This is a genomic window from candidate division KSB1 bacterium, assembly GCA_022562085.1.
GTDB lineage: Bacteria > Zhuqueibacterota > Zhuqueibacteria > Oceanimicrobiales > Oceanimicrobiaceae > Oceanimicrobium.
On record JADFPY010000003.1, the window covers coordinates 23,095 to 48,587 of the forward strand.

General features: G+C 42.2%; 22 protein-coding genes. 5 read left to right on the plus strand and 17 right to left on the minus strand.

The genetic code is table 11. From position 1 onward, the window contains the following. Window positions 1–114: 114 nt before the first annotated feature. Complete coding sequence (locus tag IH879_00545) at window positions 115–744, plus strand: deoxynucleoside kinase (protein MCH7673421.1); 630 nt, start codon at window positions 115–117, stop codon at window positions 742–744. Here the strand turns inward: IH879_00545 and IH879_00550 are convergent. From IH879_00550 to bamA, 17 genes are all read right to left on the minus strand, one after another. Further along, window positions 741–2,057 carry a TonB family protein gene (locus tag IH879_00550; GenBank protein ID MCH7673422.1) on the minus strand — a complete coding sequence of 439 codons (1,317 nt, stop codon included), beginning with the start codon at window positions 2,055–2,057 and terminating at the stop codon, window positions 741–743. The two genes, IH879_00545 and IH879_00550, sit on opposite strands and share 4 nt — an antisense overlap. A gap of 7 nt (window positions 2,058–2,064) precedes the next feature. After that, the gene (locus IH879_00555) at window positions 2,065–2,589 is read right to left on the minus strand and encodes a biopolymer transporter ExbD (protein ID MCH7673423.1); all 525 of its coding nucleotides are present in this window, start codon (window positions 2,587–2,589) and stop codon (window positions 2,065–2,067) included. 2 nt (window positions 2,590–2,591) lie between these two features. Then, window positions 2,592–3,047, minus strand: coding sequence for a biopolymer transporter ExbD (locus tag IH879_00560; GenBank protein MCH7673424.1), 456 nt, complete (start codon window positions 3,045–3,047; stop codon window positions 2,592–2,594). A gap of 2 nt (window positions 3,048–3,049) precedes the next feature. Next, a complete protein-coding gene (locus IH879_00565) occupies window positions 3,050–3,673 on the minus strand; it encodes a MotA/TolQ/ExbB proton channel family protein (GenBank protein ID MCH7673425.1) in 624 nt (207 codons plus the stop codon). Between the two features lie 186 nt (window positions 3,674–3,859). Continuing rightward, window positions 3,860–4,201, minus strand: coding sequence for a hypothetical protein (locus tag IH879_00570; GenBank protein ID MCH7673426.1), 342 nt, complete (start codon window positions 4,199–4,201; stop codon window positions 3,860–3,862). Continuing rightward, on the minus strand, window positions 4,198–7,065 hold the full coding sequence (locus IH879_00575; GenBank protein ID MCH7673427.1) for a tetratricopeptide repeat protein: 2,868 nt from the start codon (window positions 7,063–7,065) through the stop codon (window positions 4,198–4,200). The genes IH879_00570 and IH879_00575 overlap by 4 nt, the downstream gene beginning before the upstream one ends. A 109-nt stretch (window positions 7,066–7,174) precedes the next feature. Next, window positions 7,175–7,837, minus strand: coding sequence for a hypothetical protein (locus tag IH879_00580; protein MCH7673428.1), 663 nt, complete (start codon window positions 7,835–7,837; stop codon window positions 7,175–7,177). A gap of 83 nt (window positions 7,838–7,920) precedes the next feature. Next, window positions 7,921–8,577, minus strand: coding sequence for a hypothetical protein (locus IH879_00585; protein ID MCH7673429.1), 657 nt, complete (start codon window positions 8,575–8,577; stop codon window positions 7,921–7,923). Between the two features lie 7 nt (window positions 8,578–8,584). Further along, entirely contained in the window at window positions 8,585–9,484 is a 900-nt protein-coding gene (locus IH879_00590; protein ID MCH7673430.1) for a hypothetical protein, read from the minus strand. 177 nt (window positions 9,485–9,661) lie between these two features. Next, complete coding sequence (locus IH879_00595) at window positions 9,662–10,588, minus strand: phosphatase PAP2 family protein (GenBank protein ID MCH7673431.1); 927 nt, start codon at window positions 10,586–10,588, stop codon at window positions 9,662–9,664. A gap of 206 nt (window positions 10,589–10,794) precedes the next feature. Then, the gene (locus tag IH879_00600; GenBank protein MCH7673432.1) at window positions 10,795–11,193 is read right to left on the minus strand and encodes a hypothetical protein; all 399 of its coding nucleotides are present in this window, start codon (window positions 11,191–11,193) and stop codon (window positions 10,795–10,797) included. 20 nt (window positions 11,194–11,213) lie between these two features. After that, entirely contained in the window at window positions 11,214–11,918 is a 705-nt protein-coding gene (locus IH879_00605) for an SDR family oxidoreductase (protein MCH7673433.1), read from the minus strand. 69 nt (window positions 11,919–11,987) lie between these two features. Further along, window positions 11,988–12,236 (minus strand): VOC family protein, encoded by a 249-nt coding sequence (locus IH879_00610; GenBank protein ID MCH7673434.1) that lies wholly within the window; start codon window positions 12,234–12,236, stop codon window positions 11,988–11,990. Window positions 12,237–12,373: 137 nt separating this feature from the next. After that, entirely contained in the window at window positions 12,374–13,108 is a 735-nt protein-coding gene (locus IH879_00615) for a type 1 glutamine amidotransferase (GenBank protein MCH7673435.1), read from the minus strand. 11 nt (window positions 13,109–13,119) lie between these two features. Beyond that, window positions 13,120–13,923 carry a DUF1186 domain-containing protein gene (locus tag IH879_00620; protein MCH7673436.1) on the minus strand — a complete coding sequence of 268 codons (804 nt, stop codon included), beginning with the start codon at window positions 13,921–13,923 and terminating at the stop codon, window positions 13,120–13,122. A 350-nt stretch (window positions 13,924–14,273) separates the two neighbouring features. Next, window positions 14,274–18,110 carry a translocation/assembly module TamB domain-containing protein gene (locus IH879_00625; protein MCH7673437.1) on the minus strand — a complete coding sequence of 1,279 codons (3,837 nt, stop codon included), beginning with the start codon at window positions 18,108–18,110 and terminating at the stop codon, window positions 14,274–14,276. Between the two features lie 133 nt (window positions 18,111–18,243). Beyond that, a complete protein-coding gene (gene bamA, locus IH879_00630; GenBank protein ID MCH7673438.1) occupies window positions 18,244–20,076 on the minus strand; it encodes an outer membrane protein assembly factor BamA in 1,833 nt (610 codons plus the stop codon). Between the two features lie 176 nt (window positions 20,077–20,252). Between bamA and IH879_00635 the strand changes: the two genes are divergently transcribed. The 4 genes from IH879_00635 (at window position 20,253) to IH879_00650 (ending at window position 25,150) form a co-directional block, all read left to right on the plus strand. Further along, complete coding sequence (locus tag IH879_00635; protein MCH7673439.1) at window positions 20,253–21,344, plus strand: SMP-30/gluconolactonase/LRE family protein; 1,092 nt, start codon at window positions 20,253–20,255, stop codon at window positions 21,342–21,344. A gap of 327 nt (window positions 21,345–21,671) precedes the next feature. Next, window positions 21,672–22,334, plus strand: coding sequence for a hypothetical protein (locus IH879_00640; protein ID MCH7673440.1), 663 nt, complete (start codon window positions 21,672–21,674; stop codon window positions 22,332–22,334). Window positions 22,335–23,388: 1,054 nt separating this feature from the next. After that, window positions 23,389–23,889, plus strand: coding sequence for a hypothetical protein (locus tag IH879_00645; GenBank protein MCH7673441.1), 501 nt, complete (start codon window positions 23,389–23,391; stop codon window positions 23,887–23,889). Window positions 23,890–24,085: 196 nt separating this feature from the next. Next, window positions 24,086–25,150, plus strand: coding sequence for a hypothetical protein (locus IH879_00650; protein MCH7673442.1), 1,065 nt, complete (start codon window positions 24,086–24,088; stop codon window positions 25,148–25,150). Window positions 25,151–25,493 lie beyond the last annotated feature (343 nt).

The window sequence follows — 25,493 nt, forward strand, 5'->3', positions numbered from 1 at the left end:
GCATTTTGCCATAGAAATAAGGAAATTATTTTTGAATTATTCAAGGATTATCATCATCACTGTTGGGGCGATTGGGTGAATCGCTCTTACGGTTAACTCAAATCAATCAAAATCTTGTTTAAATCAAACTACATCGCCATCGCAGGCAATATCGGGGTTGGCAAAACAACACTCACCAAACTCCTTAAAGAAAGATTTGGCTGGCAAATTTTCTGTGAACCGGAAGTAAAAAATCCTTACCTCGAGGACTTTTATGAGGACATGCGGCGCTGGGCTTACCACTCACAAATCTTTTTTCTTACCGAACGATTTAAAGATCATCTGCGAATTCAAAAGAGTGAAAAACCGTGCGTGCAGGACCGAACGATCTATGAAGACGCCGAGATTTTTGTAGAAAATCTTTACTCGCGTGAACTGATGCCGGAGAGGGATTACCAATCTTATCGAAATTTGTATGAAGCAATGGCCGAATCTTTGCAAAATCCGGGGCTGGTCGTTTACTTGAAAGCCTCAACCTGGACGCTCATCAGCCGGATTCGCAAGCGCGGTCGCAGCTACGAACGCGATATCGACCGGGAGTATTTGGCACAGTTGAATATCGGCTATGACAACTGGATTAAAAAAATCTCAGAGGGTTGGAATGTCCTTGTAATCGATACCGACAATTATGACATTGACCGGGATGTGGATTGGTTGGAAGGAATTTTGGAGGAGATTCGGGAGAAAGTGAGAAATAAAAATTAGCTGATTTTATTGAAAACCAGCGGATAAGTCACCGTCACCGTTCCTTGGTCAATGGCTTCGTATTTCCACTTACGGACGAAGTTCAAAATCTCGCGTTCGAATTCGGGCTTGTTCAGACTCGAAGAAAGAAGCTTGATACTCGAAACAGCGCCGCTTGCTGCAATTACCACTTCCACCACCATTTTCCCGCCCAGGTCAGGATTGTGCTTCAAATACTTGTTGTAAATATAAGTCAATCGTCCGGTGTAATTCAGCATGACCCTCCGCACAGAATCTTCGGAGCGCTTGCCGAGACCGGTGCCGGTGCCGGTCAGGCTGCCAATTCTATCCACGCTAATCCGGCCTTTTTCGCCAAATGACACCGATTCAACTTGATCTAGGTTACCGAGAATATCTTCAATCCCCCCACCTGCCTCACTTGCTGCAATCAGGTCGTTTAAATCATCGCCTGCTTTGCCGTTGCCGGGACTCCTGCCGATTTGCAGAGCGGTCGTTGACATCACTTCGTCCAGTTCTTTCACGAGGCCTTTGTCCAGTAAAAAATCGGCCAGTGGACTGGACTGCTCTGTTCCGCCGACGCCTGTCAGCAAGCCAAGAATCCCCTGTCTTTCAGGTGGGGCTTCGCTGCCTTTTTTAGCTTTGCTTGCAATGTCAGTTTCTTCAGCATCTTCACGACCGCGTCTAACAGTGGAATCTTCGTCTATAAAACCAACCGGTCTGTTTTTGACGATAATTTTTGCAAGTCTTTCAGGCACCCTGATTGCATTAACTTGAGTTGTAATATCCGTCGGCAACGTATTCATATATCTTAGGATGAATACGTGCAGAACGATCATTAAAATCAAGATGATTTTAAAGGGCAAATCTCGGCCTAAATCCTTAAATGTCGCATAAATCCATGAATAGCCTTTGAACTTCGGGAGAGTTTGTGCCGCTTCCTGAGTACCGTCGACAAACTGAAAGGTAATTTTAGCATCGCCGGCGACAATAATCCCTTTTTTACCTTCAGTAATTGGATAAGTAAAACTATCTTTTTTTAGTGGGAGCAATTGATGGGCGATCATGTCGTGGAAAGATAACCTTGATTCCCCGGCATGAACTTCTCCCCGCATATGCTTATTAAAATTCAGCTGGAAGTGATTATTTTTTCTCGTAAACAAGTCATGTCGTTTAGGGAAATGTTCACCGTAAATAGTGACATCGTTGTTGGGATGCTGGCCAATAGTGAGGCGGTCTCGTTTTCTCAGCCGCCTGTGGCTGACTTTACCGGACTGCTCTATTTTTACCAGAAGTTGTTTAACCGATTTAGCCATTTAAATTTTAGCTTTGCTCCGCCTGATTTACCACTAACAACATATCGTTAAACCCCACCTGACCGCAGGTGAACATAATCTTCTTTAAAAGACCGAACGGAATGTCCTTATCTCCCTGGATCGCTATATTCCCCTTAAAACGCATGTTTGCGTTCAACTGCGCTAGATCTTCGGTAAAGGCACGAATTTGCTGGAGTTGCGTTTTCAGAGGATTGATAATGTTTCCTTGCTGATTTAATACTGTCGCGACTTTCTCAACCGGTGTGCCGTCCAGGATAATCCATTCGTTTGTCACCACCAGGATGGGAGCCGCTTTTGGAGGTGTCTGAGCCGTGGATTCCGGGAGGTGTAAATCCCTGGCCACGCTCATGATCTCGCCCTCCACAGAAAAACTCTTCAGGAGGAAAACCAACAGAATCGTAAACATGTCGATCATCGAAGTCAACCGCAAAGTAAAAGAACTGATCGACTTCGACCTGCGTGGTTTTACGATAAATAAATGATCGTTTTCTTCTTCAAAATTGAAATACATTTTTAACCTGAAATTGAAATATTAAAAAAGCCGTTCTCCCGGCAGCGATCCATGACTTTGATGATCGTATCATATTTAATCGAAAGGTGCGGTGCTAAAATAATGTCTTCTGTTTGCACGTGTCTTTCTTTGATTTTCTGCAGCTTCTCAACTAGGGTTTGAAAATCAAAATTAGCTTCTTTTTTTATAATGAACGGGATCTTCATCCCTTTGGTTTTTAATTCGAAGCCCTTTTCGGAAATTGCCAAAATTGTAACCACGGGATTATTTAGCGGTTTTTGCGCTTCACCGGCCTGAGTAGAAGTCGGCAGTGAAAACTCTAAAATTGATAATTTCACAAAAACTGCGGTTAAGAGCAAGAATGGCACTAAAATCAAGAATATGTTCATCACCGGTGTGATATTGAGCTCAGCTTCCTCGTAGCGGTTTTCTCGATGCAGAGCCTTTTTCAGATTCATAATTAGGCCTTCGCGCCAATCAGACGTTGGTAAATTCGGGCAATGTTTTCATTGATCTCATCGATAATCGAATTGGTCTTCGATTGGATGTAAGAGTGGAAAACCATGCTTGGAATGGCGACCATCAAACCAAATGCGGTCGTGTTCATAGCAACGGAAATACCCGCGGAAAGCAGCGCCGCTTTTTGAGACGAATCGGCATCAGCGACAGCCTGAAAGGATTGAATCAATCCGACAATGGTCCCGAGCAATCCGAGCAGAGTTGCGACATTGGCGATCATGGAAAGATAATGAGTCCGTTTTTCCAGTTTTGGAATTTCAGACATTGCGGCAAGCTCGAAAGCGCTTTGAATCTCTTTCGGCCCTTTATTGTATTCCTGCAGTCCCGCTTTGGTAATGGTCGGCAAGGCGGCATTGGAAATCATGCACAAGTCAACTGCGCTCGAAACCTTTCCGCTCTGTATGAATTCGATGATTTTATTAACAAATTTCGTTGTATCAATGCGATTTTTCACATTGATAAAAATAAATCGCTCAACGATAATTGCCAGACCAATAATCAAAGTTGCAAGGATGACGTACATAAAAGGTCCGCCGGTTTTAAAGGCAAGATTAATGTATTCCAATTTTGATACCTCCTGTTTTAATTGTTAAATCTTCTCTTCAGAAAAAAAATTCAAAATCTCAAATTCAAATGAATACAAAACTTTTCTTCAATCACTACCTTTAATTTTATATTTTTTGGCCATTTGAATTTGTGTAGGAATTCGGATTTGGTGTTTCGGATTTGCTTTGATCGCCTGACTTGAAGTTTACCTTCCCGGTTTCACAATCTCTTTTCGAATTTGATCAATTTCAATCTTGCGGAAAATCTCTTTAAAAAACGACCGATCGATTTGAATGTCGTCCACAGTCGGGTTTTTGCCCGGAATGATAAACACGGTCTGCGGCTTTTCGATCCTCCCTAAAATCTCAATTTTATCAAGAAATATCTTTACATCTGATTTCTTAGTTTCCAAATCGAGAGCAACGGCTTTTTGAATACTATCTTGTTTCACAGTAACTTCTTGCGCAAAGGAAGGCATTGCTACCAACCCCATCAAAATAAAAACGAAAACCATAGATAATTTTATTTGCAAAGAACGTCTGTTCAAGAACCGGCCTCCTGACTTAATTTCACTTGAGTAACTCCGAGCTCGGTGCTTAACGCCTCAACTCGTTTTTTACTCTCCAAAACCCAATTATTTTTAATGTTGTTTTCCGCCGCTTGTTTTAAGTTTGCCTGATAGGCTTCAAGTGCTTTTTCTTTAAAAGGTACAACCGTTTTCCATAATTTGTCATCATATTTTTTCAAATCTTCGCCGGATAAACCTCTGGGACGCGGTGATTTAAACACGGCATCGGCGAAAGCCTCAAAGGTCGCGCCTATTTTATAGGATGAAGCTGTCGTCCAATCCGCTACTTTAAATTTAGCAGCTTCGGTGTAGGCTTTGATCGCTTTTGTAAACGCCAACCTTTTTCGTTTGAGATTCCGTTTCAGGGGAGGTTTGAGCTTGATTTTATCAAAAGATTTGAAAGAAATTTCAGCAATCATGAACTGCGCGTTGGCCGGAATATAACTTTCCACGGCGATATTTTGCCCAACAAATTTTTTATGAGCATCGATCACAAATCCAAAATCTATTAATGCAATTTCATTCAAGTTTTGATTATAAGCAATTTCGCCTCGTCTGAAAGCGGCTTCCATATAGCGATCAGGGTCATCCGCATAACTGATGGTGTATTCCTGAAAATAGCTTCTGGCTCTATCGAAATCACCGACGTTTTCATAACATTTGGCCGCAAAAAACAAGCTCTTTGCAGCGTACCTCGAGTTTTGATCGTGTTTATACAAGGCTAAATAGTTCGTCGCGGCTCGCTGCCAATTTTCAAGATCTTCGCTTAAAACGCCCGCTTTAAAAAAGGATTCATCAATAAGCTGCGACTCAGAAAATTGCAGCGACATCATTTCGTAGAGTTCGATAGCTTTATTTTTATTACCAAGATTTTCATATTGCAGTGCAGCTTCAAATAATGCTCGTTCTGCGATTGCCGGATCTGCGGTCAAGCTTGAGATTTTCTCGAACTCTCTTGCGGCAAGAGTACTGTCCCCGTTTTGCAAATGCATCTCAGCGTTTTTGAATCTCGATGAGGCAATCATTTTGTTCGCTTTAGAAACATACTGTGAAGAATCCGGAAATAGCCGGACAACGGTCTGAAACAATGAATCTGCCTGTAAATAATTCTCCTGTTTAAAATCGCATTGAGCCATCATCATGTAGGCCTGTGGCACCAAAGGATTCGAAGGCGAATGGTCCACAACTTTTCGGTAGACCTCCCTTGCCAAAGAAACGTACTCAAGCTCGTAGAGAATTTGAGCATAATTCATTAAAACCTCGGGGAGCTTGGGACTCCCGGAATGGAACAGGTAAAAATCGTTGCAGGCTTGCAGTAACTGCGCCTGGTTGCTACTTAAAACATCTATTACATCTAATTTTTCTAGCGACTTACCGAGAAAGTTGAACAGGAAAAATTCCTTCGAATCGACTATTCCGTCATTATGCAGGAGATGATTATAAGCGAGCACACGGTTGTAAGCTGAGGTATCGCGAAATTCCGAATCGGGATATTTTAAGATTAAATCGTAGTAAGACTCGGCGGCCTCAACGAACTTTCCAATTTCGTAAAAACATTCAGCGAGGTAAAATTGTACTTTGTGGGCTCTTTCAGAGGACTCAAATTTTTCAATGAATTCTTTATATTTATTAATCGCCAACTCATAAGCTGCACTCTTTTCAGATTGCCGCGCTCTTTCATGGGCTTCGGAACCGAGAGTGTACAAAAACTCCTCAGCAATGTCTAAGATTTCCTGCCGAACTTCGCCCTTCGGAATTTGCTTTAACCACGGACTGCCCGGACCATACTGGTCAACTAATTTTTCTCTTTCTGCGTCAGCCCTGCCTTTTGCACCGGCTAATTCATAATTATCAACAATTGTTTTCTGGAATATTGCTGCTTTTGGTTTATTCGGATAAAAACCAATAAGAACATTCAGAGTTTCGATGGCATCTTCATAAAAATTTCGCTTTTGGAAAATCTCCGCCAGATGCAGCAATATCTGTTCTGTGAAATCTTTATCTTTATATTCCTTTAAGAATTCACCCGCCTTAGCAGCGCCACCAAATTCAGCAAAATTAATTGAGACATTCTTGATGGCTTCACTGCGTAAATCAGCCTTTGTTTTTCCCAGTTCGGTTTCAAGGCGTTCTAATAATTCCGAGTCCTCAATCAGAAATAAAAACGTTGCGATGGATTGAGAAAAATCGTCCACGTTGTAGTAGCACCATCCCAATTTATACAACGCCATATCAAAGTATGGACTGTCCCAACTGTTCAGGAGACGGTCGTAATAAACGACTGCTTTATTATATACTTTTTTTTCAAAATAGTGCTCGCCCAATCGAAAATAGGACTCCTCGAGAAGCTGCTTGTCATTTGTTTCTTCGGCGAGTTGATCAAAATACTCCATGGCCTTCTTTTCACTTCCCGCTTCAAGCCGGCAATAAGCAATTCTATACATGACTTTGTCGCGAAAGCCGACATTTGGAAATTTTTGCAGCAACTCCTCAGCCAGTTTAATGGCAGCCCTGTAATCGATTCGCGGAAGGCCAGGCTCCTTTTTCAGCAGCCCTTTTTCAAAATTCTTCTCCTCTTCTTCAAAAACCAGCATCTCCCGTTGGAATTTTAGGACCGAACGTTTTGCGTAAAGCTCGACAAGCTGGAACATGACGTTCGGGGTAAAATTACTTTCAGGATACTTGGCAAGCAGCTCCTCAGACCCTTTTATAGCTTCGGTTAAATTACGAAACTGCTTAATGTCCTGGCCGGGAGATTCCTGGCTGTGCAAAGTGGAAAAAAATAAAACAAAGCTCAAAATCAGGAAGCAGACAACTGAGATTTTATGATTTTCAAGAATCATATTAGACGGTTTTCAAAATTTCTATTTAGTAGAATTCGCCGCATCAGTAACGGAACTCACCAGAAGTTCCGGGGTTAGCCCTCCCGAAGTGTGGCCACTTTCCTAGCTTTCATTGAGGGACGGTTTTCAAAAAAAGTGCTCTGGCTTTGCCATAATCAGCATAAGCCCGCCAGTCCCTGTTGATTTGGTCTTTATCAATCTGCTTTTTCAGACTTAGTAAAGAGTTTTTCAGGGTCTCAAAATTTCGACGTTCTTTCCCAAGGGTTTCATATAATGCCTGGCTTTTCTCTTCCATCTCCTTTTGGTCTACCGAGATAAAATCCATTGAACCGTTGCTTGTAGTAGTGAGCGTCCTTTCAAGTAAAAGCCGTGATTCCAAAACGAGCAACTCTGAATTCAGTTCCTCCAATAGCTTTTCTTGAATTACCAACTCCTGACTCGATTGCTCAAGCTTGGCTGCGTAATCAGTTGGTTTTGGCTTTTTCTTAGTTATTTCGTTGTACTCCTTAACCGCAAAATCATAATAGCCGAGTTTCAAATAACATTGACCAATTACAAAGTGAGCTTCTTCCAGGTTAAAGTAACTTGGATAATTTGTCACAAGGCCGCTTAGAGCGCTTAGTGTAGCCTGGTAATCCTGTAACTTTAGCGCCGACCAACCGATTGCCAAAAGAACTTCCGGATAATCATAAAACTCCGGCGAAATAACCCGCAAAAAATCAAGTGCTTTTTTATAACTTGATAACTCAAAATAAATATAACCTACCGTCAACCGGGCAGAATTAATTAATTCCCGACGTTCAGGAGTCTTAGCAGAAACCTGTGTGACGGTTATGAAATTGGTTAAGGCTTCTCTTATATTTTTTTTTTTAAGTTCATGAGGGCGACTGAGTACAACCCGAATGGATAAAAATTGCTCTTTTGTTTGATTCGGTTCAAAATATTTAACGATAGATTGTAATCTTCCAGTAGAAAATAAGTTTGTCCGGCATAATAGCGTGATTCGTCAATTCCTTTTTGATCAGAGTAATGTGATTCAAGGGCTTTGTAAAATTTTAGACTTGTCTGGTAATCCTTTTTTTGGTAGCAAACTTTTTGCAGTCCAAGAATGGCCTCCGCTACCAAAGGCGTTTTCGAATAGGTTTTTAGCAAATGCCGCAGCATCTTATCCGCGCTTTCATACATCCTCATTTCATAAAAGCAATTTGCCAGCAGATATGTTACTTCGTCGGATTTTGTAAACTCCGGATGAAAATCGAGAACCGCGAGCAAATCAACCGCACTTGTCCGATACACTTTCTGTTTAAATTTCTTGGCTGCGGATTTGTGCAGTTTCTTGGCAGCATCTTCGAGCTCCTCGCTCGTCATCTCTTGTTGAATAATTGAGACCGCAAATGTCTTATTGGAATCCAGTGCTGCAATTTGGAAAGCAAAGGAATTACCGGCAGTACAAAAAATAACTCCCAGAAAGCAGAAGCCCGGGATGTGGAAGTTTTGGCGACAGAATTCCATATATCTTTTATTTATTTTTTTTAGTTCCTTTTTCTAAGCTCTTACGCTTTTCATTTAAATTCTGATCAACATTTTGTCTTTTTTTCTTGAGAGCTTCCAGTGCTTTGCTCTCTTTTTTGCGATCGATTTTTGTTTCTTTGGCGGCGTAACCGTGAACTTTGTCCATTTTAAAATGATAGGTTAATCCGGTAATGATTTTCCAGTCGGCATATTTATGAACCGGCCCTGGGTAACTTTCCAAACCGCGGCTCAAACCAATATCCAAACCAAAATCAACAATAAGGTTAAGCGGCCCTAAAAATTTAAACCCCTGGGTTAGCCTCATAGAGTTGTCACCAAATTTAATAGCGTTATTGTTTAAAAAAAATTCTCCTGTATATTCAGTATAAATTATAAAAGGGGATGCGGAAAACTTAAACCCAAACCCAAAAAGAACTTGATCTGTATCACCCTTAGACAGTAGAGTTTCAATATTGTGATCCAAATAACCGAAATTTGCGTGTATCTTAAGCGGGAGTTTTCCGAAAGAATTAGTCAAATCAAAAGAGAGCAACCCCATGATCCCCCAGGCAACTTGATCTGAAGAATATGGCTCAAGTGGTGCATTGTGCTGAAGCGCGGTTGGTAGAATAAACAATCCTCTCAATCCGGCCGAGAATCGTGAACTTGCCAGGGGCAAGCGCCATTTAATTCCCAATTGTGTATCGCCTGGCGGCCCCCAATTGTGTTTTTGATCGTCTTGATAAGGGACAACCAGCGCCGTCAGTTCTACGTTGTTGGTGACTCCGTAGGTCAAACCCAGGTTTAAAGTCTGATCTTTTCCCAAACTTCTAAAAAATGACAGATAAGACCAATTCAGGAAAATCGAGCCTGCCTGGATGGTCTGCGCGGAAAAAACCCGAAACATGCCACGTCCGCCGGCAAAGGTTGTTTGCGAAAACGCTGGAGCCACTAGTGTAAAAATTACAAAACTTGTTGAAAAAATTCGAAAAAGAAAACGCATATAATATAGAAAAAGAAATTTCGTTTAAAGAATCCTTAAGACATTGGTGGAAAGTGTATCAATATACATGCCAGGAATGATTTACGAGAACCTTTTTTCCAAAATTCCTGCAAGCGGATAAGTGATACAAACCACTAAAATACCGGCAATTGGATCGACTGCATAATGATACTGCAAATAGACAACTGACACCGTCAAAGCCAGAGTTAGCGGGAGAAGGGTCAAGCCCAGCCACTTTTTAAAACGAAACATATAAATCAAGACGACCCATACTGCGGCCACGTGTGAACTGGGAAAGGCAGCTCCTGAAATCGAAGCGGCGTCTTGAATGGATTTAACGAATTTATCGAATATAAAAACATACTCGCGATCTAAATGCAAAGATGCCAGGGTTTCATGCGGTCCTCGGGCGCCCAAAAACAAGTATAAAAAATAGCAAGTCAACAAGGTGAAAGATAATCTGAAAACGAAAGAAAAATAAAGAGATTTATCTTTTTGAAAATATAAAGTGAAGCCCGAAATCGGAAAGAGAATGTAGTAAGACCAATATGAAAATGCCATCAATTCCGTTAACCAGGGCCGGTAAAATTGCTGCACCCAAACTGTTGGATGAGTCCCAAAAACTATTAAATCCCAGTTGATTAAATGAGATTCCAGCCAGAACGGGAATAGTATATTGATAACAAGCGCTATTTCCTTAAACACAAACGTGAAAATAAAAAAAGGGTAGCAGTCTCGGAAGAACGTTAGGATTTTGGAGGATTTTCTATCGGCGAGCCGAATGTAGTAAATCAAACCCACGATAAATGCAAAATTGCCCAAGACAAAAAACGGCCAATTTTCAACCCCTTGATGGAAAAAAATCAGAAGAATTGCTACAGCGCTAAGGTGTATACTGATGGCAATATCGACCAGTCGAAGGTGGCTTAGGAGACGGTGGTTTGAAACACCTTTGTTTTTCTCTGCAGGTTTCGCACTTTCGGCTTCAGAACTTCTTTCAACAAACATAAATTTGAAGGCAGACAGTTGATTATCTTGCTAATTTAAAGCTCTAATTTTACAAAAAGTTAGAGTAAAATGCAAGGTGAATGTTGTCTGAATCCTGTGCTGAAAACTTTAGGAATGAGGTTGAATGCGGATTACAACAAATGTGGAAATGAGATGGCTTTCATTTTCCTTAATTCTGGAAAAGAATGGTAGACAGTATATCGAGTTTACTCAATCACTTCAAACTTTTCAAAGCATTGGTAGCCAAATTGGCTTGCCGCTTTTATTTGATCGGGAGCGCCATACCAGGTTTCGAACCCCTCCTGCTTTGCTTTCCACTCACAGTCCCAATTGAAAGAAATTTTTGTCTGGTTGGGGCCAAAAGTAAGCGTGCCAACATACCCTGAACAGGAAGAAGCCCCCTGAATATCAACTTCGCTAATTTGCTCATTCCGATACGCTTCCAGGAGTTTCATCAGGACTCGCTGAACTTTGACTTTCGGAGAGCCAAGGGAATATTTAATCAACTGCGCTTCTCTGCCATCGGCAAAATCTTGAACGGCATTCTTAAAGGCATCTGAGGCCTTGCTGTTTTCTAAAAGGGTTTTTAACTTAGTCTCACTCATCTTCCACAGGTTCATTTGGGTTAAGACTTTCCATAAACCGGAATCACTGCACCGTTAATATCGCCGGCCGCCTCAGAACATAAAAACAAAATAGTTTCTGCAATCATTTCCGGTTTCACCCAGTTATCAAAAATGGCAGCCGGCATGGCATTGCGGTTGTCAGAAGTATCGATGATACTCGGAATAACCACATTGGCGGTGATATTCTGCTCGCGCCCCTCTTCCGCCAAAGCTTCGGTAAAATTAATCAAACCGGCTTTTGAAGCGGAGTAGGCAGACATTCCGGAAACCGCCTTTACGCCGCCTTTGGCGCCAATTGTAATAATTCTACCTGATTTTTGTTTGATCATGACCGGCAAAATATTTCGGCAATTGAAAAATACCGATTTCAAATTCAGGTTCATCATCTTATCCCATTGCTCTTCGCTTGTTTCAACAATGGAGACGCCGCCCAAAAATCCGCCGACCAGGTTAACTAATATATCGATTCTTCCATGATTTTCTAAAACTTCTTTGACCATTTTTTGAACACTTGCCTCATTCAGAACATCAGTCTTGATTGCAACCAACTCCTGAGTTACTTTCGATTTAAGTGTTTCAAGACTCGATTCTCTGCTGTACAACGCCACAACTTTAGCTCCGGCAGCGAAGAGGGTTTGTGTAACTGCCGTACCGAGTGCACCGGTACTCCCGGAAATGACCGCTACTTTATCTTTAAGATTCATCGAAGGTTGATTACTTTAAATTAATGCCTACGAATGTCATTTCAATGGATGAGGCCACTCCCGCTACCGCTAATCATTTGGCTCTTGAAGCAGGGTCAAAATATTGCCGTCCGGATCTCGAAAATGAATCATGAGACCTCCCCAAAACTGCCTTACGGGAGGGTGCGTAAATTCAACTCCTTTCCCTTGTAACTTTCGATAGGTTTCAGCAATATCTGATACAGCGAACGATAGACCAACAAACCGGCCTACCAGTTCTTGCGCTTCAGCTTCATTTGGATAGAACTGTTCTAAAACAAATTTTGTTTCACCAGTCAAGAATGAAGCCAGCAGCCCTTTTCAGCCACCATACGCTTCTAAATCAAATCCAAAAATATTGACAAAAAAATCTTTTGAACGATGAAAATCTGTGGTAAAGATCCGCACAGCGCTGATCTTGTAAGGAATATCATCCTTCATTTTTCAGCTAACAAAACTTTCTCAACAAACAACGGTAAAAGCCGGTAAGTTTCCCTGGATTCTCGATATGAGTTTCTAATCAAGTCAGCATCCATGCGGGTTTTTTCATTTGTATATTGGTCAATATAAATTTCAAAGCGCTCGCGGTTTTGTGCCATGGTTAACTCGGGATGGAATTGCGTCGCATAAATTGGTTTGTTTTCGATTTTATAAGCTTGACAAGGCGCTTTAGCGCTAAATGCCAGATTCACAGCTCCGTTTGGCAGTTTTTCAGCCCGATCCTTATGTCCAACTTGACCGTAAAATCGTTGTGGCAATTGGCCAAACACCGGATCAGATTTTCCCTCATCCGTCAACTGCATTTCATAAGTTCCCACTTCTGCATTCTTGGCATCCCGGATCACGTTTCCTCCCAACGCTTGACACAAAGCCTGAAATCCAAAGCAAGATGCAAACATCGGAAAGCCTGCCTCACAAACATCACCAAGAAATTCAAATAATGGTTTAAGAAAGGAATGTCCATCCATTACCCCAAAATCTCCAGAGCCGCCTACTAATATCGCATCGGTTTGTTCGAATAGCTTTGTCTGGGGTAATTCTTCGAGAAGATTTACGTCGGTTACAATAGAACCGGGAGAGTTCAGGGCTTGATAAAAGCACTGAATTTCCTGTTCACGCATGGGATCCTGAGGATTGCGGCATTGGATGAGCGTAAATCTCAGGTTCTCCATCCCGGGGCGGATTAAAGCGACTCTTCCAGAATACGTCGTTTTTCTTGGCGGGAAGTGCGAGAGGAGGTTGTTGCCCCATAAGCGTATTGTTTGAAATACTCAATTCTTTGTGCCAATTCGAGCGGCACAATTTTTCGAACACGCTTCTTTTTAAATCCGGAATTGACTTCCTCAGAACTGATGATCCCTGACCAGATCAAATTCTTCTCTAATGCTTTTAACATAAGTGGTTTCAGCGCTTCGTCGCGAAGATCCATAAGCTCACTTACCAATAAGCCAATAAATTCAGAATCTTCGTTTTCCGATTTCAAAAGTTCTGTAAATATCTCAGAAACGGTACGCTTCTTCGCTTGGAAATTCAAAGCAATTTGAATCAATGCAGTACAAACTGCAAGCCGGGCAAAGCAGTTGTGTTCTTTATTTAGGACGAACCCTTGCAACTTTTCTAACTGATTCTGGCCCAGCAAATAAACGATTTCCCAAATATCTTCATTTAGAAAATCGTGAAGCCAGTAATCCAAAGTTTCCTGCTTTTGTGAGAAAAATTCCAAAATGGCGTCAAGGGAATCTTCCGAACGCAGGTGGGCTAATAAATAAAGTGAATAAGCAGGTACAAACCGGCCCGGGTTTCCGGGTATTTTCAAATCAATTCCAGTGCTCTTACTTGCAGCATCCTTTAGAATGCGTTCTAAATGTGGAACCGTTTGAGAACCAAAAGATAAAATTTCATCAATTTGACTCTCATCGATCCATTTATCATTTAAACGAAACTTTTTGACAATCTGGTCTATGTTAAGTTTTCCACCCTGTTTCATTTGGCCTCCAATCCTTGTACAATCAAGGCATCTACCTTCATAAAACGACTAAACTTATCCGTGCCAATTGGTAAGATAAACTTGCAGTAGTATTTGATTCCTCAAAATTGAGTTCGAATCGGTGCTCGATCAAAGAAGCGGGTGCAAAAATGATGCGGTAAGTTCTATTAATGAGTATCTCATATTTAAAATAAAGCTTGCCTTTAATAATGTCAAGTGATTTTATTCGCACCTTTGTATCAAAAAAACTCAATCCGTCTCAAAGTTAAACAGTATATACTGTAAAGAAAACGGAATTGCAGAAAAATGATACACATAATGGCATTTATTTAATGAAAATTACAACTCTTTCACCACTCAAATTTCCAGATGACGTCCAGTGCGGAATTTTCTCTTCCTTCAGTAGAAGCCTGTAAAAATAGGTTGATCAATCGAATTTTTAGCGGGATTTCATATTCCAGCTCAACTCGCCGATTGCCTTCAGTGCTGAAATCCTGGCTGACGCTCACAAACACTTCCGGAGTCAAATATTTGCCGACCCGGACTTTTGTATCTTTCCAGTCTTTACCGCGCTCGAACTGAATGACATCCAAATCTAATTTTTGACCTATCGTACCGGTCAATCTTCCTATCGCCTGTCGGGTCAGGATTCCCGAAACACCTGCACTTTGGCCCGCTGTCAGGTCGTCGAATTTTTGGCCAAATAATAAAACTGAGATTATATCTTCCTGTTCCGCCTCCTGACCATCCAACTCAAATCTGAATGCGGGTAAATTTAAAGTCCCGGAAACCAAAACTTTAAATTCGTGTATCTCGGAATCCTGCCCGGAATCATCTCTAAATTCATGTACTGCCTCGATTGAAACATCCGGATCGGGTTCGGGTTGGCCTTTAAAAACAATCTCCCCTTCTTCAATTTGAAATCTTCGCCCAAGCAATTGATAAAACCCGCGAACGGTCGAAAGTGAACCAAATAAGACAATATCCTGGCCTTCTTTTGTAGCCGTTAGAGCTCCATTGATTTCAATGTTGACGTCATTGCTGCGTATCCAGGCATTTCTCGGGAAACGAATGGTTATTTCACCGCGTGAACTCTTGAAAAGCGGCAGCTCGGTTATGCTGGTTTCGGTTTTCTGAAATGTTTTTTGAAATTGTAAAGCGCCCGTTGAGTCAAATTCAGTCGAACCTTCTGAAATTACAAAAAACGGTTTTCCTGTGAGCAGGACTGCTGTGTCTTCTTCAAACCATTCCTCATAATTAATTCTCGCTTGATCCATAGTGAGGTCTCCGGAAAACTGTGGAGATTGAATGCTTCCTGAAAGGGCAATTTCCCCGCTGACTCTGGCTTTCATTTTCTTGTTATTCATTAACTGAAAATTTTCAAGTTTAAACTTTGCCACGAAATTTTCCAGATTATATTCAGAGACAGAAAGAGCGCCCTCGATAATTTTCAAAACGCCATCGCCTGAGCGCATCCTGAAATCCCGAAGTATTGCTTTTTTGTCTTGTAAAAGCAAAACAACATTTACCTTTCTATATTTTGTGCCCATCTCCGGCACTGCAAATTCGCCATTAATTAATCGGATGGGGCCGGCGCCTTTCAGATCGTTTAGAGTGTTACTAATAACAACATCGGCGATCAGTTTGCCTTTAATATTTGTCACACCCGGAGTAAAGGCCTGGAAAAGCGACAGGTCAAGCCCCCTGCTGCTAAGCTTGCCCACTAATTGTTCATCCTCAAGAATTTTGTGCTCAAAAGGGTTTAAGGAAAGTAGCATTGGTAACTGGCCGCTCGATTCCATCAAACTGTCATCCTGGGTTTTGGAAAGCTGGCAGCTCCAGTTGAAGGTTCGCTGGTTGTAATCAAACTCGCCGGTAAAACTGTCAAAAGGCACTTTATAATAACTCCCTTTATTTAGTTGTATTTCACCGTGTAGTTTTGGACTGTTTAAAGCTCCCTTTAATTCCAATGCAACATCCAACAAGCCTTCAAAATCACTTTCCTGAACAAATAATGAATCATATCTAGAAATATCAAAATTTGAGATATTGAACTTCAAATCGTTCTGTTTTTCAATATCCAGCTTGCCGGCCAGTGAAATAGTTTGCTCCCCGGAAACGAGATTAAATTGCGAGAAGTCGTATTGAGATCCCTTGATTCGAAGCCCAATGGGTTCGTTTGCGTTCTTCCATGTTTGGTTTAAGTAAGCAATATTCAAGTTATCAAAAATAATATCGGTTTCATCTTCCGCTAATCTTTTCAATTTTCCATTCGTTGCAATTTTAAGTAAATCACTTTGCCTAAGATGGATTTCAAAATGAGAAAGCGAATCCGAGTAACTCAAACTCAAATCCGCAGTTTCTATTTCCAGGCCGGAAGCCGAAACCTCACTTGCCTTACCTTTAAAATCGAAAAAAAATCCAGCTTCTGAAAACAAACCGGAAAAATCACCATTGAATTTTCCAACGGTGATATCATTCGTACCGACTTGCTCCAATTCAAAATTTACGAGTACTTGAAGTGAATCCAGGGGTCCTTTTGCTTGCGCTGCAAAGGTTCCTTTGCCGTGAATAGAATCCAAAGGCAGCGATTCCGAGAGCACGGAAAAATCCGTAAAATCTGCTTTCAGAGCCAGTGAATTATCTTGTTGAAATGAAATATGCCCTTGCGCTGAGATTTTTCCTAAAGGTGAGTCGATGGCAAATTGATTCAAGCTTATGACGCCGTTTTTTAAATCTAATTTAAATCGAGCCGAGTCTATCGGAACATTATTAATCTTCGAAGGCAAAAGCCAGAGATTAGCAAAACCGGACATGGAATCGAAATCCTTGCCCTTGCCTTCTAATTCAACATCAAAGGCCAAGTCACTTGACAAACCATCTATAGGGTAAAAGCGTTCTATGGACAAAGATCGGATCTGACCGCTAAGCAGGTACTCTAAATTTGAGGAATTGTAAACAACCGAACCACTTAATTTACTTTTTGTCTCTTCGGCAAGCGCGTCCAGAGAAAAATCTACAGTATCTTCTTTGACATCAATGTCGAAACCGGACGGCTCAATTTGCATCTGATAAAAACGACTGCTATCCAAATCAACCGAGGCAGAGCCCCGCATTTTTCCCCACTCAATACCCTGACCTTTAACCTGAAATTGCAGATTCAGGTCGCTCTCAAGCTTGGGCTGCCTGGTGATTTCGGATAAATTCAGACGTGAGATCTTGCCGGTCAAATCGTATTCGTAAGGCGTCCGCATTGCCTGAATCTTCCCGGCAACATCCACCCTGCCGCTGCCAAGTTCGACAAAAGCCCTTATTTTCAAAGCATCCAGGGGCCCTTCAGCTTCAATCTCAATCCTGGGCCGGCCGTAAAGCTGCAAATCCGGAACGGCGCCTCGAATTTCAGACAACGAAATCGGATGGCCTTTCATTAAAACATTTAAAACCGGATTTTCAAAATTTTTAACGTCAAAATTTGAAGAAAATTTGGAGCCGCCCGTTTCAATTTCAACATCCTTTGCTTGAAAGTTTACAGAATCAAGATTTATTTCGGATTGAATGGTTCGAACGGACAAATCCGGATCAAAAGCTTCAAAGTTCAAATTCTGCAATGAAACTTTCGTTTGGTTCTTCTGCAGCCAGACTCCCAGGTCTAAATCAAAATCTCGAATCTTAGCCGGAACCCGTAATGAAATGTTTTTTAAGGTTTGGATGTCCGCAGCGCCGGCGCGGACTTGAATCGTTGGCGCAACAAGGTGCCAGTCAGTCCCGGAGGCTGTTGTTTCAGTTTCAGTTTCAGTTTTACCAGTGTTCAAAAAACCGGAAAAGTTCCAGGTTGTCTCGTTACGTTGCACCAAATTGAGTTCCGGTGATTCTAAAATAATTTCCCGAATCACAATTCTTTTGAAAAATAGCCCCAAAGGACTGTAATGAAGCAGCACCCTTTTGATTTTTACAAATGGCTTGTTTTCTAAATCAATCGAAAGGTCTTCAATCTGCAGATAGGTAAACAAATTTCCTTCAAGCGATTGCACCGTGGTCTTTGAACCAAATTTTGCGTCCAAAGCCGCGATTGCCCTGTTTTTCAGCCAACTTCTAAAAATAGGCGTTTGGGTAAAAATCCCGGCCACGAGAATCAAAACAATAAGTCCGAGGAAAAGAAGAGAAATATATTTGGCTACTTTTTTCATTAAGATGATTGTATTTACTCAAAGCGAATAAAAACCCACCCCTAAATCCCCCTTCGGCAGGCTCAGGGCAGGCTCTCCAAGGAGGGGACTTAATTCCCCTCTTGAGAGGGGTGCCGCGAAGCGGCGGGGTGTGTTAAAACGCCTGCCCGATACTAAAATGAATTTCATAATTCTGGGTGTCGTGCTCTTGCCGATTAACTTTCCAGGCAAAATCGATGCGGATTGGCCCAATAACCGTGTCATATCTTAAGCCGCCGCCAATGGCCGAATGCAAGTTCGAAAAATCGAATCCATTCCATTCCGGCCAGACGTTGCCGAAATCAAGAAACATTACGCCGGAAAATTTTTTATAGATGGTTTTTCTGAGCTCCAGACTTCCTTCAATGATGCTGTTTCCTCCTTCAGGGATTATCTCACCAGTTGAATCCGGACGAACCGGGCCCAAGAGCTGCCGTTGCCACCCCCGTACTGAAAAACTGCCCCCGGAAAAGAAACGTTCTTCGGGCGGTGTTTCCGTTTGCCCTGCGCGCAGTTTCATAGTTCCTGCAAATAATCGCAGCGCCAAAACCTCACCGGGCCGGGACTGGTGATAAATTTTATGCTCGGCCGACAGTTTGATGTATTCAAACTTAGTTTTCAAAAACCTCCCGGCATCTTCAATGAAAAATGTAGAAATCGAGCCACGGGTCGGCGAGAACAAAGCATTTGTGGTGCTGCGCCGAAATCCAAGCTTTAAAACAGATTTGCTATATAAATCTTCAACTTCCGGTACAATGGTTGTGCCCTTTAAATCTACTGTGTCACGCTCAACCCTGGTTGATACAAACAGGTTTGTTTTTGGTGTGATTTGCCGATTGATACCGATTTCAATACCGATACGGCGGGCCTTGAAACTTAATTCATCTTGAATAATGAAGAACGGTTTGATAATTAAATCATTCTGGTTATCCAGAAAATAAGGCTGGCTAAGCTCCAGCTCCAGTTCAACAGGCAGAAGCCGGGTTGAATGTTTTGCTTTGGCTCTTAAAATTCTGGCTCCACCCAAAAAATTCCTGTGGCGCCACTGCAAAAATGTCCGGAATCTTTCTTCAGAGCCATAACCGGCTCCAAATTTGAGCGTGCGCAAAACCGACTCTTTAACCCGAACCTCGATCGGAACTTTACTGGGTTGTTGTTCGAGGTTGGTTGCTCTCAGACTGACAAATTGAAAGAGCTCCAACCGGTAAACCTGGCTTTGTGCATTGAGCAGTTTTTTGTGTGCAAACGTTTGCCCGGTTCTAAACCCCAAACCACGACGGATGACACTATTTGAAACGCTGTTATTACCAGTATATTTAATTTCACCAAAAGTACAAAACGGCCCTGGATTGAGCTGCCATTCCAGATTCACCAAATGATTTTTCTTATCCATGATTGGCTTCACCCTGGCCTCAATGTAAGGATAGCCCCGGTTGCTGAAACGTTCCATAATTTTACTGTAATCGGTTTTTAAATCCGACTCACGATAACGTTTACCCTCTTTCAGTTTTACAGTTTTCAGCATTTTTTCAGAGGAAAAATCCTCTTCCGGCTCTTTTGGATAAACAAAAAGCACACTATTTACTTTTGTCTGCTCACCCTCATCGACAAAAATTACCAGTTTAACTTCTTCACGTTTTTCGTTATAATTTATCTGGTAATCCGTGACCCGCGCTTCCAGAAAACCCTCTTGTTCATAAAACTTTTCCACCCGCAGTAAATCATTTAAGAATTTCTGTTCGTTAAATATCTTGGAATCCATCCAAAATAAGAATAAGCGGTACCAGGGATTCGCTTGCGTTTGAATCGCCTTTTTTAATTTTCCCGAGGACATTTTTTTGTTGCCTTTAAACTGGAGATCTTCTACTCTTATATCCTGGGCAAAAAGCACGGAGGTCATAAAAAGGCAGAAATAAATAAGGAGAGTTTTTAAAATGAATTGATTCATCGAGACCCTAAGAAATTGACTGTTTATTCAATGAATCGTTAAGTTAAAAAGAATTACTAAAATTCAAAAGAAAACATTTTATCAGCAGTAAGTTCATAGAGAAGCATCACACGTTGCCGAGGCAGGATAGAAGAAACTTTTAGTTTTACAACAAATATTGAGGATATAGTTTACCCATGCTGAAGAAAATATTGTGGACAATCGTCGTCGTTATCATTGTTACTGTGCTCTATTTTGTCGCGTGGCCGGTACCAATCGATCCGGTTGCCTGGAAAGCTCCACCCAACCCGGGTTATAGTGGACCCTTCGCGCCAAATCAACGCCTGACAGGCATTGAGACCTTACCCCTGGGCGATAATCATGGGCCGGAGGATATAGCCATCGATGCCCAGGGCCGCATTTATGCCTCTACCCATGAAGGTCGTATCGTGCGCCTGCAGGCAGATGGTTCAAACCCGGAGAATTGGGTAGAAACCGGCGGCCGCCCGCTGGGTATCGATTTTGACAATAGCGGAAATTTGATCGTCGCAGACGCTTTTCGGGGTCTCTTATCGATTGCCCAAGACGGCGCCATCTCTGAACTCGCAACAGTAGCGGATGGAATTCCTATTCGCTATGCAGATGATGTCGACGTAGCGGCCGACGGCAAGATTTACTTTTCAGATGCTTCTACAAAATTTGGTGCAAAAAAATGGCAAAGCACCTATGAGGCCAGCCTTCTTGATCTTATGGAGCACGGCGGCCACGGCAGGCTGTTGGTTTTCGATAGGGCTGAAGGCAAGGCGAAGACACTGTTGGACGACCTGAATTTCGCCAATGGTGTTGCCGTTAGCCACGACCAGTCCTATGTGCTGGTCAACGAGACCGGGAATTACCGGGTGATTCGTTACTGGCTCACGGGTCCGAAAAGCGGGCAAGCCGAACCGTTTATTGAGGAGTTGCCGGCCTTTCCGGATAACATATCAACCGGTTTAGGGAGTCGTTTCTGGGTGGCGCTGGTCTCGCCTCGTAATGCGTTATTAGACAAACTTTCCGACCAGCCCTTTATGCGCAAGGTACTCCAGCGTCTGCCGGCATTCCTTCGCCCCCAGGCCATTGCTTACGGCCATATCATCGCTGTTGATGGCGATGGCAAAGTTGTTGAAGATTTACAAGATCCGAACGGCAGCTATCCGATTAACACGAGCGTGGCTGAGACTGAAGATTACCTGTATATTGGCAGCCTGGTTGCGCCGGCTTTAGGTCGTCTGCCGAAGAAGATTGATTGAGGAATGAAGTGTTCAGGTGTTTGGGTGTTAAAGGTGTTAAGGGATTCACAATAATCCAAAATAACTTAGGAAGAAAGGACTTTAACACTTCTAACACCTGAACACTTCACAAGGAATCCCCAACGAGCGAGGTATTTTTTTCATGTGATCCCAGGCAGTACCATTGGATAATATTCATATCATGATGTTTAGCAGAAACTGCATAACTCGTGGAACGTACGAAAATTTATTAGCATAATGCAATAATTTTTATTGACTTTTGACTTAATATGTATTATAAAATTAATGTTATTCAGAAATCGTACAATCACTGGTTAGGCTTTGAAATTGAAGAGAGATGATGTGAAAGAATACATTTATGAGGTTATCTCGAACTCAATGATTTTGATCACAATTTTCGTTATCATGATCTTGGGGGTCTCGCCGACGACTTTGGTTTCAAGTGCCGCCGCACAAGATGCAAAAAAATCATCTGAGACAAACAGTTTGACAAGAAGCAAGCTTGTAGAGCTTAGGAAAACCACGTTACTCCAAGAGATTCAATCGTATCAACCAGGCGCAACCTCAAGATTTCTCCACAAGTGGGAACTTAGATTACTATTACTTGCGTTGACCGCTAGCTATTTGGCGTTTAGAGTAAAAGGAGAACTAACGGTTTTAAGATTCAATAAGCGAGGACTGTACATAGCCGCGGCCGTGATACTTCTCTCAATGCTCTATGATGCTCATCTTGCAAGCCTCGATGCAACGGTTAATCGAAGGAGGACCTTGCTTTATGAAGAGTTGTATAGGTTACCTAGTCTTGATCGTGAAAAACTCCTTGCTCTGAAACCTGTAGCCTCTATTGAAGAGCTGCGAGGAAATCTCTACAAAAGGTGGTGCCTGAGATTCAAGAAATTGCTAAATCTGGATTCGGTACTCTTCTATTCCGTAGTAGTGGCCATCTGGACTGTGGGGTATGCTGGACTAAAGGGAACCTCAGAGTCATGATTTCAAAATGACTGTCTCGTTCTGATTATAGTAGTGATTGAGTACGGTGAATTGCCTAACGATTTTTTGCAGTTAACCCGAGGAGTGCAGTTTTTTTTAAGGAGCTCGGTGGCCGCGCGAAGGGACATTCTTGGTTATTGCCCAGATCTCCGAATCCCTGGGGCCACTGAAAAACGTCGTTATACATTATGAAACATTATTTTAGCGTGTATGTATAGTTGGCCGAAAGGACAATGAAGATACGAAAAACCATAACTTACGACGTAGCGCCCTTTGCGGCGAGAAGATGATTGTAACAGGAAAGGATGTACACAATGGGAGACAAAGGCGGCAAGAAGGATAAGAACAAGGGTCAGAAACAGAAGAAAAGAAAACAGGAACAAAAGGCAAAAAAGAAATTAGATAAGCAACCGAAAAGAACCCCGTAACTGGAAGTCCTAAAGAGCAATGTAGGTGCCTAACAAAACAAATTCAGCCGACGCGCTTTAGTTGCATGATTTCTAATTCTCAAGAGATGCGGGACTTTGTACATCTCCAGAGTCTTGCGTCAAGCGCGCGCCTGATTTGCGTCGTTGAGACTGACGAAAAAGGTCTATATTTGGAAATTCTTGCAAAAGGGCGCCAAAATCACCATACTAAAATGGTGAAACAGGTCGAGATTCGTCGTCCACAAGCCAAATACGGAGCTCGCTATTTTTGAAGAAATTAGGGCCCAACTTAATCGACAGTCTCGTTAGGCCGCGGATCGATTGAGAGAGCTCTATGGCCTGGAAGAAAGGCTTTAGGAACGATGGACAGGAATGCTTCAGACAATACACACCGGCGAATAGGTTTAATACTATTATTTTTTGCTTCTTATATTGTAAGTGCTACGGTTTTTCAACTACGTAGTGAGACACCACCATGGGTCGATAGCTCACCCATTGAGTATTTCACGGGGGGCTGCTTTGGATGTCGAGTTTGATAAGCCTGCTTATGGCGGAGATACTTCTAACTGAGAGCCGGGAATTGAATTCCGCCGTTAACAGCAACATTAACTATCAGGAGAAGTTCGATGCAAGAAAAAAATAACTCACAAAGCACTAACATTAAGAATAAACTAGATGAAGCAAAATCGATCTTAGACACGCAAAAGGCACTCAAACTAAGAAATCATTGGGGAAGTTGGTTGTTAAAAATTGGCCAATACCTGACAGGTGCCATACTGGCGTCTTCTTTCTTTCAAGACGCTCTTTTGGCCCAAGTAGTTGGATTTCTCGGTTTGCTCGTCTTATTATTCACATTTATGAATCACCGCTTCCGCCCTGATATTAAGTTCATGAATGCGAAAACGAGAATCCTGAAGTTGACAAGGCTAATTCGTACAGCAGAAGATTGCTTATCCGCACTGGCTGCAAAGGAGAAAGATGCTCCTGATGAGTTTACAATAATAAAAAATATTTCCGAAGGTATAGATGAGGTTGAACGCTCACAGCACCTGGATTACGCATTAATGCGGCGTAAATTATCCAGTAGATTTGCAAAACCCGTTAATGCTGTTGGCAACAAGGAATGACAATTCTTTTTCAGGTCAATTTGAAAATGAACGTAATGAAGTAGGTACAAAAAGGTATTTAACAAAGAATTCTTAAGTTTGTAAAGGACGTTGGATGGTAATCCTACCTCCTCAAAATTGAACTATGCCCTTTTTGCACCAACGTCACTTAATGCTTTAAAATTTGTATTCCACAAAATTCTGTGAGGGAGATCAAATGGATAATCATAATTTATGCGTAGATAATGTGCCCAACAAGTTCCGTAAGATTCCAAAAAAAGTGCGTAAATTTCCGTTTTTCGTAAGCACTAAGAAGTATTTGGGTGCACGGAATGATGGAACTATCCCGTGGCCAGACTACACGACCTCCGGTGATAACGAATTGGGGCTCGGGGAGCATTTCCAGGGCATTCAGAGAATCGGCCAATATTTGATTCTTTCTGGTGGCATTAAGACTGGTATACGACGTTCTCAGTTAATTGTGATTAAGATGGGAACCCAATCAGAAACCGGACCGTGGGCGCTACCAAGGTACGGATTTTCTTATAAGAAGCCGCCCCCAAACGACAGAATCGTAAAAGTTGTCGACATCGACCGGGTGAAATGGCATGCAGGAGGAATCCAAGCCATGGGTAAGATTATAGCGGTTCCGATTTACGGTGGCCCTCCAGGCTCGGGAATACGCTATTTTGATTTCAGTGTTCCGGAAAACGGTCCAGTGGAAATCGAGGGCATCAGGCTAACTAAAAGTGATATGAAATCCAAAGCAGTAGCCGTGACTCAACTTCCGAATGATCATTACATGACAATGGTTTGGGACGATGAGTATCTAGACTTTCACTATAGCAATTCCGACGATATTCAAAACGGTTTTCAGACAACCCATACACGTGTACATAAAAATGAGGTCCAGGGTGGCTTTCAGCCCGGAGGAGCCGGTATTTCGGGATTTGGTACTTATCAGAGCGTTAATTTTGTTCGGGATTGTGACAATACCGTGTATTTTGTTGCTGCACGTAATCAGCAAAAAGGGTCGCCGACCTTCCCGGGCGATGACTACGCAGATCTATACAAAGTCCTTTGGCCTAACGGTTATGAGGCAAAGCCGGAAATCTCCCTCGTCGATCATAGGCAATTGTATTGTTATAACCAGCAGTGCAATTTTGGAGCCGGGGCGGGAATTTATGTTGACGATGAACAACATTTTTTTCTGTATGGGGCTTCTCATTGGCTCCATGGTGGCAACGCCAGATATAATTTTAATGAGTACTCCTACACTTAGTATATTTGGGTGGATATTATAAATTACGAGTGACCCCTTTGGGTGATACCGTGGTTGGCAGCGCGACGGGTGCCCCAGACATGAAACAAGAGACTTGTGTGGCACGTTGGCTTTAGCCCGTGATTAACCACAGGTTCTAATGAGCAAACGGGTGCCTAACGAAGCAAATTCAGCCGACGCGCTTTTCGTGCGTGATTTCTAATCTCCTAAGATGCTAGATTCTTGCACTTCTGCGGAGTTGAGCGTCAAGCGCGCGCCTGATTTGCGGCGCTATAAAATTGAAAAATGAGCAATAAAGCAGAAAAAAATAAAAAGTGGCGTGAAGCAAAAAAGAAATTCAGGC

Bases quoted from the DNA above. Each gene is read 5' to 3' on its own strand.
- IH879_00620 (MCH7673436.1), bottom strand. From the start codon at position 13,923: ATGAAACAGGGTGGAAAACTTAACATAGACCAGATTGTCAAAAAGTTT.
- IH879_00550 (MCH7673422.1), bottom strand. From the start codon at position 2,057: ATGGCTAAATCGGTTAAACAACTTCTGGTAAAAATAGAGCAGTCCGGT.
- IH879_00625 (MCH7673437.1), bottom strand. From the start codon at position 18,110: ATGAAAAAAGTAGCCAAATATATTTCTCTTCTTTTCCTCGGACTTATT.
- bamA (MCH7673438.1), bottom strand. From the start codon at position 20,076: ATGAATCAATTCATTTTAAAAACTCTCCTTATTTATTTCTGCCTTTTT.
- IH879_00600 (MCH7673432.1), bottom strand. From the start codon at position 11,193: ATGAGTGAGACTAAGTTAAAAACCCTTTTAGAAAACAGCAAGGCCTCA.
- IH879_00645 (MCH7673441.1), top strand. From the start codon at position 23,389: ATGCAAGAAAAAAATAACTCACAAAGCACTAACATTAAGAATAAACTA.
- IH879_00560 (MCH7673424.1), bottom strand. From the start codon at position 3,047: ATGAATCTGAAAAAGGCTCTGCATCGAGAAAACCGCTACGAGGAAGCT.
- IH879_00555 (MCH7673423.1), bottom strand. From the start codon at position 2,589: ATGTATTTCAATTTTGAAGAAGAAAACGATCATTTATTTATCGTAAAA.
- IH879_00605 (MCH7673433.1), bottom strand. From the start codon at position 11,918: ATGAATCTTAAAGATAAAGTAGCGGTCATTTCCGGGAGTACCGGTGCA.
- IH879_00595 (MCH7673431.1), bottom strand. From the start codon at position 10,588: ATGTTTGTTGAAAGAAGTTCTGAAGCCGAAAGTGCGAAACCTGCAGAG.
- IH879_00615 (MCH7673435.1), bottom strand. From the start codon at position 13,108: ATGGAGAACCTGAGATTTACGCTCATCCAATGCCGCAATCCTCAGGAT.
- IH879_00585 (MCH7673429.1), bottom strand. From the start codon at position 8,577: ATGGAATTCTGTCGCCAAAACTTCCACATCCCGGGCTTCTGCTTTCTG.
- IH879_00575 (MCH7673427.1), bottom strand. From the start codon at position 7,065: ATGATTCTTGAAAATCATAAAATCTCAGTTGTCTGCTTCCTGATTTTG.
- IH879_00590 (MCH7673430.1), bottom strand. From the start codon at position 9,484: ATGTTTCGGGTTTTTTCCGCGCAGACCATCCAGGCAGGCTCGATTTTC.
- IH879_00635 (MCH7673439.1), top strand. From the start codon at position 20,253: ATGCTGAAGAAAATATTGTGGACAATCGTCGTCGTTATCATTGTTACT.
- IH879_00650 (MCH7673442.1), top strand. From the start codon at position 24,086: ATGGATAATCATAATTTATGCGTAGATAATGTGCCCAACAAGTTCCGT.